Source organism: Alcanivorax sp. (genome assembly GCF_002726155.1).
Classification (GTDB): domain Bacteria; phylum Pseudomonadota; class Gammaproteobacteria; order Pseudomonadales; family Alcanivoracaceae; genus Alcanivorax.
In genome coordinates this window covers 19,904-34,684 of record NZ_PBSH01000037.1, presented here as the reverse complement: position 1 = coordinate 34,684, position 14,781 = coordinate 19,904, and the positions used below count along the sequence as shown (strand labels likewise).

Annotated in this window: 15 protein-coding genes; 8 read left to right on the top strand and 7 right to left on the bottom strand. The window is 56.3% G+C overall.

Features of this window, described 5'->3' with window-relative positions; all coding sequences use genetic code 11:
- Positions 1-111 precede the first annotated feature (111 nt).
- Positions 112-1,545: a DegQ family serine endoprotease gene (locus tag CL546_RS11395; RefSeq protein ID WP_290495153.1), complete on the top strand. Its 1,434-nt coding sequence runs from the start codon at positions 112-114 to the stop codon at positions 1,543-1,545.
- Between the two features lie 196 nt (positions 1,546-1,741).
- Here the strand turns inward: CL546_RS11395 and CL546_RS11390 are convergent, their stop codons facing one another.
- Positions 1,742-2,530 (bottom strand): crotonase/enoyl-CoA hydratase family protein, encoded by a 789-nt coding sequence (locus CL546_RS11390; protein WP_290495054.1) that lies wholly within the window; start codon positions 2,528-2,530, stop codon positions 1,742-1,744.
- Positions 2,531-2,653: 123 nt separating this feature from the next.
- On the opposite strand from CL546_RS11390, the gene CL546_RS11385 reads away from it, so the two are divergent.
- Positions 2,654-2,974, top strand: coding sequence for a thioredoxin family protein (locus CL546_RS11385; RefSeq protein WP_290495053.1), 321 nt, complete (start codon positions 2,654-2,656; stop codon positions 2,972-2,974).
- A gap of 39 nt (positions 2,975-3,013) precedes the next feature.
- Here the strand turns inward: CL546_RS11385 and CL546_RS11380 are convergent, their stop codons facing one another.
- Positions 3,014-4,777 (bottom strand): Ig-like domain-containing protein, encoded by a 1,764-nt coding sequence (locus tag CL546_RS11380; RefSeq protein ID WP_290495051.1) that lies wholly within the window; start codon positions 4,775-4,777, stop codon positions 3,014-3,016.
- A gap of 175 nt (positions 4,778-4,952) precedes the next feature.
- Complete coding sequence (locus CL546_RS11375; RefSeq protein ID WP_290495049.1) at positions 4,953-5,981, bottom strand: synaptic vesicle VAT-1 family membrane protein; 1,029 nt, start codon at positions 5,979-5,981, stop codon at positions 4,953-4,955.
- Positions 5,982-6,189: 208 nt separating this feature from the next.
- Here CL546_RS11375 and CL546_RS11370 point away from each other — a divergent pair, with 208 nt between their 5' ends.
- Entirely contained in the window at positions 6,190-6,972 is a 783-nt protein-coding gene (locus CL546_RS11370) for a hypothetical protein (protein WP_290495047.1), read from the top strand.
- Entirely contained in the window at positions 6,972-7,889 is a 918-nt protein-coding gene (locus CL546_RS11365) for a LysR family transcriptional regulator (protein WP_290495045.1), read from the top strand. Before CL546_RS11370 ends, CL546_RS11365 begins: the two co-directional genes overlap by 1 nt.
- On the opposite strand, the gene CL546_RS11360 is transcribed toward CL546_RS11365, so the two are convergent.
- Together CL546_RS11360 and CL546_RS11355 are read right to left on the bottom strand one after the other, a co-directional pair.
- Positions 7,890-8,780: a hypothetical protein gene (locus CL546_RS11360; protein ID WP_290495043.1), complete on the bottom strand. Its 891-nt coding sequence runs from the start codon at positions 8,778-8,780 to the stop codon at positions 7,890-7,892. It lies immediately after the preceding gene.
- Positions 8,780-9,910, bottom strand: coding sequence for a phosphorylase family protein (locus CL546_RS11355; protein WP_290495041.1), 1,131 nt, complete (start codon positions 9,908-9,910; stop codon positions 8,780-8,782). The genes CL546_RS11360 and CL546_RS11355 overlap by 1 nt, the downstream gene beginning before the upstream one ends.
- Before the next feature lie 280 nt (positions 9,911-10,190).
- Between CL546_RS11355 and CL546_RS11350 the strand changes: the two genes are divergently transcribed.
- The 3 genes from CL546_RS11350 to CL546_RS11340 all read left to right on the top strand — a co-directional run bounded on the left by CL546_RS11350 (position 10,191) and on the right by CL546_RS11340 (position 12,340).
- Positions 10,191-11,450: a hypothetical protein gene (locus CL546_RS11350; RefSeq protein WP_290495039.1), complete on the top strand. Its 1,260-nt coding sequence runs from the start codon at positions 10,191-10,193 to the stop codon at positions 11,448-11,450.
- A gap of 9 nt (positions 11,451-11,459) precedes the next feature.
- On the top strand, positions 11,460-11,834 hold the full coding sequence (locus tag CL546_RS11345; RefSeq protein ID WP_290495037.1) for a hypothetical protein: 375 nt from the start codon (positions 11,460-11,462) through the stop codon (positions 11,832-11,834).
- A gap of 119 nt (positions 11,835-11,953) precedes the next feature.
- Complete coding sequence (locus tag CL546_RS11340) at positions 11,954-12,340, top strand: DoxX family protein (RefSeq protein WP_290495035.1); 387 nt, start codon at positions 11,954-11,956, stop codon at positions 12,338-12,340.
- Positions 12,341-12,532: 192 nt separating this feature from the next.
- Here the strand turns inward: CL546_RS11340 and CL546_RS11335 are convergent, their stop codons facing one another.
- Complete coding sequence (locus CL546_RS11335; protein WP_290495034.1) at positions 12,533-12,928, bottom strand: NINE protein; 396 nt, start codon at positions 12,926-12,928, stop codon at positions 12,533-12,535.
- 26 nt (positions 12,929-12,954) lie between these two features.
- Complete coding sequence (purT, locus tag CL546_RS11330) at positions 12,955-14,148, bottom strand: formate-dependent phosphoribosylglycinamide formyltransferase (protein WP_290495032.1); 1,194 nt, start codon at positions 14,146-14,148, stop codon at positions 12,955-12,957.
- Positions 14,149-14,322: 174 nt separating this feature from the next.
- Here purT and tadA point away from each other — a divergent pair, with 174 nt between their 5' ends.
- Complete coding sequence (gene tadA / locus CL546_RS11325; protein ID WP_290495030.1) at positions 14,323-14,775, top strand: tRNA adenosine(34) deaminase TadA; 453 nt, start codon at positions 14,323-14,325, stop codon at positions 14,773-14,775.
- Positions 14,776-14,781 lie beyond the last annotated feature (6 nt).

Here is a 14,781-nt window from a genome sequence, read left to right as displayed (position 1 = left end):
GTCAGAAAAAAGTGGGTGACGCCCAATCCCCGGCTGCCAGCGATTGCGGGCCGGGCATTTCTGGGTGGCATCCGGTACTGGACTTTTAGCCCATCATCCCTTTTATCGATGATGTTTTCCTTGAAACAGGAGGAACAACCGTTGTTTGAAAAAACGTTGTCTACGCAAAAAAAACCAATCCTTCCCGTCGTCTGGGTGCTGACGCTGTTATGCGTTGCCTTTTCCCCGGTTCAGGCGGCCTTGCCTGCTGTCACGGCAGAAGGGGACGCGCTTCCTTCACTGGCCCCCATGTTGGAAAAAACCTCGCCGGCGGTGGTGAATATTGCCATCGAAACCCGGGTGCGGGCGGCGCGTAATCCGTTGATGAATGATCCTTTCTTTCGTCGCTTTTTCGACATGCCGGAACGCCAGCGGCCCTCCGAGCGCCGCGCTGCCAGTGCCGGCTCCGGGGTGATTGTGGATGCTGCTGAAGGCTATGTGCTGACCAACGCCCACGTGGTCAAGAACGCGGACAATATTGAAGTCACCCTTACCGATGGCCGCGAACTGTCGGCGGAACTGGTGGGTGTGGATGAAGAAGTGGATTTGGCGGTACTGAAGCTGGAAGAGGCGGAACGCCTTACCCAAATTGCCATTGCCGATTCCACCGGTCTGCGTGTTGGCGATTTTGTGGTCGCCATTGGTAACCCCTTCGGGCTCGGCCAGACGGTGACCAGCGGCATCGTTTCCGCGTTGGGTCGCACAGGCTTGGGCATTGAAGGCTATGAAAGCTTTATCCAGACCGATGCCTCCATTAATCCGGGCAACTCCGGTGGTGCACTGGTGAACCTGCGTGGTGAGCTGGTGGGTATCAATACGGCGATTCTGGCGCCGGCCGGTGGCAATGTGGGCATCGGTTTTGCCATCCCCACGGAGATGGCCGAGAACGTGATGCAGCAGCTCATCGAACACGGTGAAGTGCGCCGCGGCATGCTCGGCGTCACCATTCAGGACCTGACGGCGGAGTTGGCGGAAGCCTTTGGTGTTGAGCGCCAGCGCGGCGTGGTGATCACCCAGGTGGTGGAAGACAGTGCAGCAGAGAAAGCCGGCCTGAAAAGCGGTGATGTAGTCACTGCCGTGGATGGTCGACCGGTAAACCGCGCAGCCGACCTGCGTAACAAGGTGGGCATGGCGCCGGTGGGTGAGAAAGTGACCCTGAGCATCCTGCGTGATGGCAGGAAAAAAGACGTCACCGCCGTGATCAGCGAGTCATCACGGGAAACCGCCGGCGGTGAGGCCGTCTCCAAATTCCTGGAAGGCGCCAACCTGCGCGACCTGCGAAAAGGCGAGCTGCAACATGCCGATGCCGGCGTGTTGGTCGACGAAGTAGAACGAGGCTCCCCGGCCTGGCGCGCAGGCCTGCGTAACGGCGACGTGATCATTAACGTGAACCGCCAGGACGTGAACACCATGGACGAGTTACGTAAGGCCGTGGACGATAAAGAAGCGGCCCTGTTGCTGCGGGTTAACCGCAACGGCGGTGTGTTCTTTGTGGTGGTGCGTTGATCGACTAACCATGCAAGCTGTATCAAGAAAGCCGGCATTAATTGCCGGCTTTTTTGTGGGCGTGGATTTTTGCTTTAGTAGGTCGGCTTAGGCGCAGCCGTAAGCCGATAATCTGTTTTTTTGTGGTAGTTGAATGTCGGATTACGGCCTTCGGCCTCTCTGTGCCCTTGGGTAAATTCGACCTACTTAAGCCGTTTTACGTGTCATCTTTTTCAAATATTCCGTGCCGGCCTGCTCCTTGAGCAAAGCGCTCCGCGCCGGCCAAGGCTTCTTCGAATACCACCGGGAAGCCGCCGGCGCCTTCGTCATGCAGGGCGGTTTCCTGGTCCTTGTCCCATTGCTGGTAGGCGGATAGTCGGTCTGCACGCAGGCAGTGTTGTGGGAAGGCGGCGATCTGGCGGGCCAGGGTGATGGCTTCGTCCAGGGCTTTGCCTTTTGGGGTCACCCGATTGGCGAGGCCAATCTGCAGGGCTTCTTCTGCGTTAACCGGACGGCCGGTGAGAATCATGTCCATGGCGCGGCTATGACCGATCAGGCGGGGCAGGCGGACGGTGCCGCCATCAATTAGTGGCACTCCCCAGCGCCGGCAGAATACACCGAAGGTGGCGGTGTCCTCCATCACGCGCAGATCGCAGAACAGGGCTAGTTCCAGTCCTCCTGCTACCGCGTAGCCGGATACGGCGGCGATTACCGGTTTGCTTAACAGCATGCGAGACGGCCCCATTGGGCCGGGGCCTGTCCCCGTGGCTTCCACCTCATTTCGCAGTGCCGGGTCGCCCATGGCAGACAGATCGGCACCGGCACAGAAATTACCGCCAGCGCCATGGAGGATGGCTACATGCAGAGTCGGATCCTGCTCAAAGTGGTCGAAGGCCGCACGCAGCGCATCGGCGGTGGGCCGGTCCACGGCATTACGTTTTTCTGGGCGATTCAGCGTGATGATATAAAGGCCGTCTCGTTGTTCTGTTAAAACCGGTTCGCTCACAAGGTCACCTTGGTTGTCTGCCACAGGGGAATCATTACAGTGGGTTCTCTACAGATGGGAACATCTAAGCATAAGACTTGCCGGTATGTCTGCCGGTAGCGGGCGAGTTTGTTGGAGACGGTGATGGCGTATGTGCGTGAGTACGAAGATGAGAGCATTACCCGCGAGCAGCTGGACCAGGGTGACGGGTTGAGACTGCTTGAATTCGGCGCCAATTGGTGTGGTTACTGCATTGCGGCCCAGCCGGATATCGAAGCGGCGCTTGCGGAGCACTGCGATCTTGAGCATATAAAAATAGCGGATGGGCCGGGAAGGCCCTTGGGGCGTAGTTTCCGGGTTAAGCTCTGGCCGACGTTGATTCTGATCCGGGACGGTGAAGAAACCGGGCGTATTGTGCGGCCGGAGAGTGAGGAAGATATTAAGGCGTTTCTTCGCCGTTGTTGAAAGTGAGCAAAATGGCGGGGCAGGGCCCCGCCGTGTGTCTTAGTGGCTAAGCGTGATGATGGCCGTGTTGGACCAGGCGCCCGCCTGATCCTTCACCCGATAGGTAATCGAGTCAGTTTTATTGCCAAAGAAGAAGGGAAAATACCGTAGTTGGCCATCCCCAAGATTCTCTACGTAACCCCGACTCGGGCTTTGTGTAATCTCAAGAGAAGCGGGATCGATGTTGTTTTCCGCATCGGTATCGTTTTCCAGTGGGTTCAGGTACTGCCAGCCCCAATAGCCGATAGTAAGATTGTCGTTATTGGCCTGGGGGGCACTGTTTTGGTAGGAGACGGTGATTGTGGTGGAGTCCTGGTCTTTGAAGCCTTCGTCATCTGTCACGACAAGCGTGGCCGTTATGATGATGTCATCGTCATTGGCATCCAGGTTGGGCGTCACGAACTGTGCCACAGGCTGGTCTGCGTTGATAATATCAATATCGGGGTGGTCCAGCGTCCATTGATATTCTGCGATGTTGCTGTCGTCGGAGGAGAATTGCCCGTGCAGGGTGAATGTCTGGTTCTGGCCTGTTGTGAATCCAGGGCCAGCATTGGCTGTTGGGACGCTGGGGTGGCGAGCATTGAGCGCAATGGTTCCCAGCAGGGCAGGGTTCTGAGTGCCGCCACAGTGCTGGAAAAAACTGGTCATGAAACTGTTGACCTGGTCTTCCTGTTGTGCAATGGAATGAACGGTAAAGCCACCGGAAAGCGTGTTACACCCTCGGCCGTCGCCGGAAATGCTGAGTCCACCAAGTCCATCGCTCTGGAAGGGGAAGCGCTCGGCCTGATAGTTGCCAGATTGTAACGCCGCATTGTAGGGTGCGGCAAAATCGGCCCGCCAGTTATCGCCATCATCAATGTGTACGGACACGCCATTGTCGTAATTAATGCTGGAGGTGAAGGTGCTGAATGCATCATCGAAGTACAGCTGTTTGCCTTGCCCGATGTAGTCACCTTCTGGGCTGTTAATCTGCATATAGGTTAATGGCGCACTTTTACTCACCAGTGGGAGCGTTAGTGTTTGGGAATTGTTTTGCCCAAGGCTGTCAGTGACGGTGAGTTTTAGTGTGAGTTCTTCGCCATCCAGGGGCAGGGAAGGAACGGTAAAAGATGGTGTTGCGCTGTTCGTGTTCGTCAACGTAATTGCGGGGCCATTCAATTGCTCCCACTGGTAGCCGGCAATAACACCGCTATCGGAATACGACTTTTCTGCAGACAGGGTTACAGGGGTGTCGTCAATGAGCTGGCGCATGGGGCGCTCAATAACCGCAACGGGATGCGGTAAATTTTCTGGCAGGGTGGAGTTGATGCGGATGCTACCGTTCAGTGGGGCATCGTTATTGCCGCAGTACTGTACGAAGTCCAGTGCGATGACCGGATTCGCTGCTGCGAGATCCAGTTCATGAATGAAGAAGTCACCGTCAATGGTGTTGCAACCGCGGTGATCCATGGAGACGGAAAGGCCTGCTCGCAAGGCACCTTTAAAGGCATTTCGTTGTGCATTCAGATAGTGCTCTTCTTCCAGTGCCTGGTTGTCCGGTGAAGAAAAAACCATGTCCAGGTCGGTGTTCGCATCTTCGTATCCCAGGGTCAGCTGGGATTGTGTGTAATCCAGGTTGAGTGTTCCGGTACTGTCAGAGAGCGTTTGTGTTATCCCGCCCCCAATATAATCCCCTGGTTCGCTATTGAGGTGAATTGTACCCCCGGCACAGGCAACCGCAGGCGCCAGAATGCAGGGCAAAAGGCTCATTAACGTCAGTTTCATTGTTCCCCCTTGTGTGGTCTTGGTCCGGTTTGATACCGGTGTCACAAGGAGTATAGAAATTGCCAGGGCCGGGAATGTGCGATATATCGGACAGTGCTGTAGGTCATCACGTTATTGTCAGAGGGTGTGACCGTTGTGGCAGTTTAAAGAGGGCAGGAATTCAGAGCGGTTGGTGTCACAAACGTTCGAGCACCACCTTGCCCACCGATGTCCCCGATTGCAGTAGCGCCAATGCCGCTTGGGCATCGTCGAAGGCAAAGCGATGGCCCACATGGGGTGGGGGCAGGGCAATGGTCTGTAGTTCGCTGAGCAAGGCTTTCATGCTGGCTTTCTGTTCCCATAACCAGATCAGGTTGAACGCCATCACCGATCGGTTGCTGCTGATCATGTCCATGACGTCATAACGGGGGCGGCGCAGGTAGCGCCAGGCGGCTTTCAGGTAGTTGGGGCGGTTGCCGGTGGGGGTGAATTCCGCAGCGCCGAAAACCACCAGGCGGCCCATGGGGTTCAGTGTGGCGAAGCTGGCTTGCTGGACGGTGCCGCCGATGGCGTCGAGCACCAGATCGAAACGGTGGCCGGTTTCGGTGAGTTGTCGGGCAAAATCCGGTTGGCGTACCAGCACATTCTCAAAACCCATGTCCTGCAGCATCGCGGCTTTGTCGGGGCTGCCCACCGTTCCAACAGGGTTAGCGCCTAGCAGTGTCGCCAGTTTCATGGCCTGCAAGCCGACTCCGCCAGCGGCGCTGTGAATCAGCACGCGCTGGCCGGGCTGGATGGCGCCAAGTGTGTTCAGAGCGTACCAAGCGGTGAGGGTCTGAGCCGGGAAGGCGGCGCCCTCAGCGAAGCTCCAGTCGTCGGGCAGGGGGATCAAGTAATCCGGTTCGCTATCAATGATGGAGCAGTAACCGCCGAAGCGGGTGACACCCATAACCCGATCGCCAACCTGGAAGGCGCTGTCAATATTGCCGCTGTCAGTGCCTGTGTCGATGACCGTGCCGGCAAATTCCAGCCCGGGAGTGAAGGCGCCTTCCGGGGTTGCGGAGTAAAGGCCGGTAAGGGCGAAAATATCTGCAAAATTCAGCCCCACGGCATGAATCTGCACCCGGACATGCCCGGCGGACAGGGGAGGCAATGGCCGCTGTTTTTGAACCAGATTGGCCAAGCTGCCTGCCTTGGGCGTTTCCCAGACTGTTACCTTTGCCATGGTGGTTTCCGAGAGTTAAACGCTCAGTATGCGGCGCCGTCGGCTGGGGCTCAATACTAATGGGGTTCAGGGTTTTGCCTGTTCAGGCTCTCCGCAGAACGGGAGTCATATACTGCATATTCATCTTGTTGCCTAGTTTTCTTCATGTCAGTCTTTACCTTGGATCTATGTCAGCCGATTGCCGGCGGACAACAAGGAGAATAACGACATGGAAACGTCGCCACAGGGACGAGCGGTGCGCGTCTGGCTGGGCTATGCCTTGCCGACACTGGCTCCGGCCCCGCATCGGCAGAAATTGTATGACCAGCTTGGCCAGATTTTTATTCCCGCCACGGTTCAGTTTATGGGGCCGCTGGGATTACAGGCCTATATCCCTTCCATCGTACCGACCAGCCGCCATGCGGTGGTGCCCGACGAAATTGCGCTGGTGTTTTACCCGGATCAGGCGACCTACGAGTCGGCGTGCCATAAAAGCTGTGGCGGGCGTGCCTATGCGTCGCTGCACAGTACGGTTTTCAGTTTCAGCACGGAGCAGGACCGGCCGGCCAGCCACAGTGCGTTTCCCGCCCTGTTTCGCGGTGATCCATCCCAGACCGGCGCCATGCAGGTTCTGGATCATGGTGAGAGTTGGCAATCCGGGCGGGTTATCAGTGAGGTCGCGGTGCGCACAGAGCAGACGTCAGAGACATTCCGGGGGGCGGTCTGTAACCGCTTTTCCGGATTGCTGAAAGCTATACCAGAGGGGCTGTCTGGCGTGTTCCTGTATCTGGACGATGATCTCTGTGTTTGTTGGTCGCTTTGGACAGAGAGCCCGCAACCGCTGGCCGAGGGGCTGGGCGAACGAGCGTTGCTGAGCGAATCCGTGCCCTGTTCTGTGCCGCCTTCCCCCTTTGCTCGCTATGCCGGGCTGCACGTGCAGGCAGGCGATAGCCTGAATCTGCAGTTCGCCACGCGTCTCGCTGTGTCAGCGCCGTCGGAGGAGGCCGGCTGATGGGGTTCTCCAATCGGGATTTCACCTTGCTGGACACGCGTCTGTTCAAGGCCTTTATGGCGGCGGCAGAAACGCGCAGTTTTACCCATGCGGCCACGCGGGCCCACATGACTCAATCTGGAGTGAGTCAGCATATTGCCAAGCTGGAAGAGCAGGTTGGTGTCACCTTGTTCAAGCGGATCGGCAAGAAGGTGGTGCTCACCGATGCCGGTGATGCGCTGACCCAGCACATTCGCCACCAGATGCTCACTACCCAGCAGTTCATGGATGAAGTGCATGCCATGGAAACCCGGATCGTGGGGCTGGTGTCGTACGCTATGCCACCCAGTTGTTTGATGTCTCCGCATTTTCCCATGTTGCTGGAGCGGCGCTTGGTGCACCCGGATATCGAGTTGAAAATTACGCTCACATCCACCCAGGACGTGGTGCAGATGGTGCTGGATGACCGGGCTGATTTTGGTTTCGTGACGGAAAAAAATGATCACCCGTTGTTGGAATACCGGCTGTTCTGCCAGGAAGAGTATGTGCTGGTAAGCCGTGATCCGCCTGATGGCAAGCGGCCCAGTGAAAGCGTGATACTGGAGCAGGCGTTTATCAATTATCCCGGATCAGGGTATTACTATGATCGCTGGCTCAAGCATGCTCTGCCGGAGCGCTGTAACCTGAATGCCTATTCGTTGAGCTATGCCGGGGAAATTAACTCGATTCACGGTGCTATTGATATGGTGGTGGGCGGCCTGGGTGTTGCGGTGCTGCCCAGCCATTGTGTTGCTTCACAGCTGGAAGACGGGACCCTTCATCGCGTGGAAACGGGCAAGCCACTGATGAACAATATCTATATCACCACTATTAAAGGCCACGATTACCCATCCCGGGTGGAACAGGTAATCGACTGGTTTTTCGACATGACACACTGATCAGATCAGTGCGATTAACGGCCCCTGGGTGGCGTTGATTATCAGCAGTCGACTGCTTCCCGCGTTCACCGCCTGTTTGGCCTGGCAGGTCCAGCCCTGACAGTCTGTGTGAAAACGGTTAACGGTGAGTTGGCCATTACCGGTCTCGTAGGCAATAAAGCCGGGGCCTTCCTGCAGGGCAACCGTAGCCATTTGTGTGGTATCCATGGACAGGGGGAGTTTGGTACCCACCGGATGTGACCCCTGGGAGGGGTCGTCCATGTAATGGTCGATATTCACCGCGTTGTAGAGCGGGTTCATCTTGAAGAAAAAATTCTCTCCGCCGAGAGTAAAAAAACTGAAGTTTTCCCAACCTTTCGCCCAGTCTTTCTGCCAGGTCATCTCGACCCCGAGGGCGCTGGCGGGGGGTACGTGAAGCTGATAGAGGCGGCTGGTGCCGGTGTTCTTGTTGTACGCCATGAAAAGACTGGCATCCCGGTAAGGAAAGGCATGCACTGTGCTGAACCCGGTGGTGACATCGCCGTAGGTTTTCTGAAAACGGTATTGGTGTGCGAAGTGGTCGGGCATTACCCGGAAGAAATCAAAAATACCGTCAGTGTCGTTATAAGCCAGCAAATGCAGCTGGTTGCCAAGCATAAAAGGGCTGAGCTGCTGGTAGGTTTTCTCCGCATCCAGTTCAATGATGGGTGTGAACGTTTGCGCTTTTTCATCCAGCAGCAGCATGGATAGCATGCCATTATGCTGGCTGAGGAAAAGTTCGCTGCCCCGGGCGCACAGGCTGCTGGCATTGCTGAGTGCCTGCTCACCGCTGAATGGTGCCAGTGGTGTGAGTGTCACCTGGTCTCGCTGTTCCTGTGGGTCGACAGAAAACCATTGAATTGCATTGCTCATTATTTTTTCTCCTTTCGGTCGGCTTCGGCGGCAAGTAGAGCCCAGGTGGCGAGCGCGCCGTTGTAGCTGGTATAGAGCCCCTGCTCCCGGTAGATATAACCGGCCCAGCTGTCTTGCAGCGAAGAGGGCAGGTCGCCATTGATCACCGGGTCGGACACATTGCGCACAAAGCCGAAAGCGGTGTTTTGTTGCTGGCATGCCATGCCGACAACGGCATCGTCCATCTCTACCAGGCAGCCCAGTTTTTCCAGGCCGTTATCGGTGGTGCCGAACAGGAAAGTGTCGGTGGTGATGATGGGTTGCTCGGTGACCACTTTCAGCTGAGCGGCGGCCGGGTCCGGGTCGATATGGGCTCCGGCAGGATATTGCGGGCTCACGGGTAAAATTTGTGGCCCACGGGTGTGCAGTACGCCCTCCTGTGCAAGGGGAAGATAACGGCTATCCGGTGTCCAGTCGGACGTCACCGTGCTGTGATTAAAACGGGCATTGGCAAAGTGTTTCAGGCAATGGAAGTAGGCCTGGTTGGTGATCAGGGCGCTGCCCAGAGCATCTTCGTTGCGTACGCCGCCGCCTGTACCGATGGATAAAAGCAGGGAGGGTTGCGCTTCCTGGCAGATTTGCTCAACAAAACGGATCAGGGGCAGTTGGCTGCCATCCTGCGCCAGGTGCATGCCGGATTTGACCAGCAAGACGTTCAAGTCGCCGATACGAACTTGCCGAAAGCTGCCCCAGCTTTCGTTGTACAACGAAGGCGCGCCGCCCTGAAAGGTCTTGGAGACATCCACCATGTACTGATAGATCTGATAGTAGTCGCGCTGGTAGCTCTGCCAGCCGTGCTGCCATTCATGGCTGTGCAACTGATCCGGTGTGAGCGGATCACGCCTGTTGGTGAGTACCTGATTCATGGCGGCCCACTCTGCCAGGGTCCAGGTCATTACGACCACGTCGGCTTTGGGTAAGGGAGAATCGGGTTGGTGGTTTGTGGCTGTTTCGGTATGAGGGATCCGGTTATCCGGAGCGCCCAGTTTCTTCCAGTCCACCGCAGGCAGATGATCGGGGTTTTCAGGTAGCGCGGTGATGCGTTGCGCGTTGAGCATGGTCTCGGGTACCAGAGATGCGTCGAGGCTCATGAATCGTCCTTGTTCTCTTTTTATTGCCGGCTCCCCCCAAGGTACGCTGTGGGTCGTTGCCCTGGTTGCCGGGTGACCTCCATCCTACCCGGTAATTTTTCCTCCATTCATTATCGTTAATGATGGTTGTGATCATTGCAGATAATGCATCTGTGATGATGGATTTCATCACCATCCATAATTTCCCAACGCTGATATTTCGCTCTGATACTGATTGCGCCAAATGGCACATCGTGAGGCATGGAAATGCCCGATAAAAAACATCATCAGGAGAATGATTATGAGCGATATGACGAAAACGCTTTGGGGACAATTCATGACCGCCTTCCAGGATCAGATCAAGATCGAAGGCGTACCGCAAATGTTGACCGGGCCGACCCCGTGGAACTGGGGTGGCAAGAACCCGCCGATGGGATCGCTGCCGTATCAGCAAGTACAGTTTCTCAATATTGTGCCCGCCAGCCCGCAGGTGGATCCGAATACTTATGGCATGAAGCAGGGATTCGGCGACCAGTACCGCATGTTTCTGAATTTCCTGATGGCCGATGGCGGTGAAGCCGGCCAGGCGTTGCAACAGAAGATATCGGATGCTTCGCACAACCTGTTTCAGATCCAGTCCAGCGTGAATGTGGCTTACCAGAACTTCAAACAGCAGACCAGCAGCACCGAGTCATTTGATGACTGGTTGGCTAATGAAGGGCTGGCTTCCGCATCGCAGTTGAACCAGGCAAAGGCAAAGCTAAAGGAAGCCAACAGCAACTACACGGAATACATGCAGAAGCTGAAAGGCCCGATCAGTGAGGCGACCAAGCGCTATGACGATAACCTGGTGACGGTTGTGGGTCAGGATGGCAACTCGGTGAAGGATCAATCCGCGTTTCAGATCAGTGAAACGCCCTGGGACTATGTTAACCGGATTACCGGTAACAACTTCGGTGGAGCCGCTACCGCCGGCTCTGCCAAAACTTTCTCTCTGGATTCGTCCACCAAGCAATGGTCAGACAGCACCGTCTATGGTGAAACAGAACTGGGCGGGCTGTTCGACTTCTTTGGCTTTGAAGCCGGGGGCGAATACAAGAAAGTGTCAACCGAACACTTTTCCAGCCAGTACGACATCAGTTTTGCCTTTGAAGATGTCTCCATCGTTACGGTGACTCCGGGCAACTGGTTCAACGCGGCCATGCCGGCCAACTACCTGAATGGTCCGTTCATGCCGGGTCACTCCGGTTTCAAGAACGGCGACGATGCCTATTACTTTGGCAAGGGCGGAAACTTGGCACGTATCGTGTCACAGATGATCGTCGGTTATCGCCCAACCATCACCATCAATGCCGGTTCCGAGTTTGCCCAGCAAGTGACTGAAACCATTCGCGGTGAAGGTGGCTTCTTCATCGGACCGTTTGAGTTTGGTGGGGCCGGGGGTTCCGACAGCGATAAAGGCACGGTGAAAGTGGATGGCGAAACCATTACCTGCACCTCCAGCAGTAACTGGGGCACGGTGATTGGCCTGGGCACTAACTGGGTGGTTAACCCCCGCTAGGAGCTGACTATGTTACAGGTAGAACGTATGGGCGATGTTCGCAATGCCTATGGCAACATGAATGCAAATCAGGAGCACGATGCCCGGCTTGCCATTAATGCCATCGACTTTGCCGATGTCTGGCGTGGTGCTGGCACTATCGTCAACCAGGGATTGGTCAGGCTGGATGTTCAGGGCCGCACTGCGGCCGGCGAGCAAAACCTTCAGGTCCAGATCAATGGCGTGAACGGTAATAGTACCGTCGCCGCTGCACTGATTGCCGAGAGTGTTCAGAATGCCAATATTGAGGCGCAGCGTGTGTATGCAGTGCGCAAGATAAAGGACGCCCTGTTCAGCAGTATGAACGATAGCCATATTTATCGCGTAACGGGAACACCCACTTAGCGCAGACCTTGGTAATCGTACTTCTGTACCACACTGGCCGCCCCTATGGCGGCCTTTTCTTTTTTGGAAAGAAAGTGAAGAATGGTTTCTTCTCAAACCGCAATCGATGGAGCCTGTCCATGCTGAATAATCCGGATATCGGGAAGTTGATTCTACGTCTGTCGTTGGGATTGATGATGTTGCTGCACGGTGTGCACAAATTGCATGCTGGCGTTGGCTGGATTTCAGGTGTCTTGGCGGAACATCATTTGCCGGGGTTTCTTGCCTATGGGGTATTTATTGGCGAAGTCATTGCGCCGGTGATGGTGATTGTGGGTTATCAGACCCGGATTGGCGCCGCGCTGATTGTCGGCAATATGCTGGTCGCCCTGGTTTTGGCCCATATGGGCGAATTGTTCAGCCTGAGTAGCTCCGGCGGTTGGGCGATCGAATTGCAGGCGTTTTATCTGTTTACGGCGGCGGCACTGGTGTTTTTGGGGGCAGGCAAGTACGCCATGAAGAATTGATTGCTGCGCTGGATGCCCGATGCAGGACGCTAAAAGAGAAGACGGTTTCGTCCGTTCTTTTCTTCGTCAGACATCGGGTTTTCGGTATCAGGCCTCGAAATGCATTAGGGAACCACCCTGCCCGTCGAGACGAGTTACAACAGCTGCACGCTTCAGGCCACGCTGAGCGCGTAAGGGGTTTTCAAAGTCTCCCTAGGCCAGACGATTCTTCTCTGTGATCTGGCCGTTCAGTGTCCAGAAATCATAGAGAATCCCCAGCCCGAACAACCCGGCGGTCAGCAGGTAGACAATACCGGTGATGACCTTGCCCATGTAGAAGCGGTGGACGCCGAAAATGCCGAGAAAGGTGAGCAGAATCCAGCCGATATTGTAATCGACGCTACCGGCTTCATAGCGGGTGTCGGCCGCGTCGTCCATACCGGGGATCAGGAACAGGTCGATGATCCAGCCGATGAAGAACAACCCTAGCGTAAAAAACCAGAGCGTGCCGGTGAGCTGGCGGCCATAGTAAAAACGGTGGGCGCCCATGAATCCGAAAATCCAGAGTAAGTAACCGATCACTTTGCTGTGTGTGTCCTGATTCTGCATGTGCGATTCCTTGTTGCTAGTAGGGATTACAGGTCGACGTTGAGTGCGGCGCTGGCGGTGTTTGCCTTATCGCGTGCTGCTTCAATACTGTCAGCTTTTGCCAGTGCCACACCCAGGCGGCGGCTGCCGTTGATGTCCGGCTTGCCGAACAGACGCACTTCGGTATCCGTGTCGGCCAGGGCGATGTCCAGGCCACGGTAACGCATCGCCTCTGATTGGCCCTGTACCAGTAGCACGGATGATGCTGAAGGGCCCCGTTGCTCGATCGCCGGCACAGGCAGGCCAAGAATGGCCCGGGCATGCAGGGCGAATTCGGAAAGGGTCTGGGAGATCAGTGTTACCAGGCCGGTGTCGTGGGGGCGGGGCGAGACTTCGCTGAAGTACACCTGGTCTCCCTTGATAAACAATTCGACCCCGAAGATTCCAAGACCACCGAGTGCGTCGGTAATCGCCAGCGCGACGTCCCGGGAGCGTTGCAGGGCGGCTTCACTCATGGGTTGGGGCTGCCAGGATTCCTGATAGTCCCCGTTCTCCTGCCGGTGGCCGATGGGCGCACAATAGCTGGTCTTTATTTCGTTGCCGGCCTTGTGGCGAACCGTCAACAGGGTGATTTCGTAGTCGAAATCCACAAAGCCTTCCACGATAACGCGGCCCTGGCCGGCGCGGCCCCCGGACTGTGCGTATTCCCAGGCAGGCATGACGTCAGCGTCGTTCTTTAACGTGCTTTGCCCCTTGCCAGACGAACTCATGACCGGTTTCACCACGCAGGGAAAACCAATCTCGCGTACGGCCTGTTGGTAGTCCGCTTCGTTTTCGGCAAAGCGATAAGGGGAAGTAGGAAGTGACAGCTCTTCGGCGGCCAGGCAGCGGATGCCCTCGCGGTTCATGGTCAATTGGGTTGCCCGGGCAGTGGGCACCACGGTATAGCCTTCGGCTTCGAGTTTGACCAGCTCATCGGTGGCAATGGCTTCGATTTCCGGAACGATCAGTGCCGGTTTCTCCTGTTCGACCAGAGCCCGCAAGGCAGTGCCATCGAGCATGTTGATGACATGGCTGTGTTGCGCCACCTGCATGGCGGGGGCATGGGCGTAGCGGTCTACAGCGATGACTTCGCAGCCATAGCGAATCAATTCCAGGGCGACTTCGCGGCCCAGTTCGCCGGAACCCAGCAGCATGACGCGGGTAGCGTTGTCGGTGAAAGGGGTGCCAATGACAGTCATAACAGCTCTCAATATGTTCGGTGTCCTGATTGTAATGAAAAGCAGGGCCTGCGCCAGCGGCCGGTAAAATTGTTCGGAATGAGGCGCATTCTGTACGGCTGGGGCTTGCGGTACACTTCCCCTGTACCGTGTCAGGTGCGCATTGTGGGCGCGGGGACAGGATGAGGAGAGCGAGTGGACGATCGATACTGGATGCAACAGGCCCTGGTGCTGGCCCGTTTAGCTGCAGATAAGGGGGAGGTGCCAGTGGGTGCGCTGGTGGTCCGGGATGATCAGTTGCTTGGCGAGGGCTATAACCAGCCCATTATCGCCAGCGATCCCAGTGCTCATGCGGAAATCGTGGCCATGCGAAGTGCTGCGCAAGCCGAGCGCAATTACCGGCTCAGTGGCAGTACGCTTTATGTCACCCTGGAACCTTGCACCATGTGTTTTGGTGCCATGATCCATGCGCGCATCGGCAGGCTTGTGTATGGCGCCAGTGAGCCGCGTGCAGGAGTGTGCGAAAGCCAGCTACAACTGCCGTCGGTGGATTTCTACAATCATCGGATAGATGTGGAAGGAGGCGTATTGGCGGAAGACAGTGCGCTGTTGCTCAAACGCTTTTTCGCTGATCGTCGGAAAAAGTAACGGTGG

Excerpts from the sequence above, each read along its gene's own strand:
- CL546_RS11395 (WP_290495153.1), top strand. The coding sequence starts at position 112 with ATGTTTTCCTTGAAACAGGAGGAACAACCGTTGTTTGAAAAAACGTTG.
- CL546_RS11385 (WP_290495053.1), top strand. The coding sequence starts at position 2,654 with ATGGCGTATGTGCGTGAGTACGAAGATGAGAGCATTACCCGCGAGCAG.
- CL546_RS11380 (WP_290495051.1), bottom strand. The coding sequence starts at position 4,777 with ATGAAACTGACGTTAATGAGCCTTTTGCCCTGCATTCTGGCGCCTGCG.
- CL546_RS11375 (WP_290495049.1), bottom strand. The coding sequence starts at position 5,981 with ATGGCAAAGGTAACAGTCTGGGAAACGCCCAAGGCAGGCAGCTTGGCC.
- CL546_RS11370 (WP_290495047.1), top strand. The coding sequence starts at position 6,190 with ATGGAAACGTCGCCACAGGGACGAGCGGTGCGCGTCTGGCTGGGCTAT.
- CL546_RS11365 (WP_290495045.1), top strand. The coding sequence starts at position 6,972 with ATGGGGTTCTCCAATCGGGATTTCACCTTGCTGGACACGCGTCTGTTC.
- CL546_RS11360 (WP_290495043.1), bottom strand. The coding sequence starts at position 8,780 with ATGAGCAATGCAATTCAATGGTTTTCTGTCGACCCACAGGAACAGCGA.
- CL546_RS11355 (WP_290495041.1), bottom strand. The coding sequence starts at position 9,910 with ATGAGCCTCGACGCATCTCTGGTACCCGAGACCATGCTCAACGCGCAA.
- CL546_RS11350 (WP_290495039.1), top strand. The coding sequence starts at position 10,191 with ATGAGCGATATGACGAAAACGCTTTGGGGACAATTCATGACCGCCTTC.
- CL546_RS11345 (WP_290495037.1), top strand. The coding sequence starts at position 11,460 with ATGTTACAGGTAGAACGTATGGGCGATGTTCGCAATGCCTATGGCAAC.
- CL546_RS11340 (WP_290495035.1), top strand. The coding sequence starts at position 11,954 with ATGCTGAATAATCCGGATATCGGGAAGTTGATTCTACGTCTGTCGTTG.
- CL546_RS11335 (WP_290495034.1), bottom strand. The coding sequence starts at position 12,928 with ATGCAGAATCAGGACACACACAGCAAAGTGATCGGTTACTTACTCTGG.
- purT (WP_290495032.1), bottom strand. The coding sequence starts at position 14,148 with ATGACTGTCATTGGCACCCCTTTCACCGACAACGCTACCCGCGTCATG.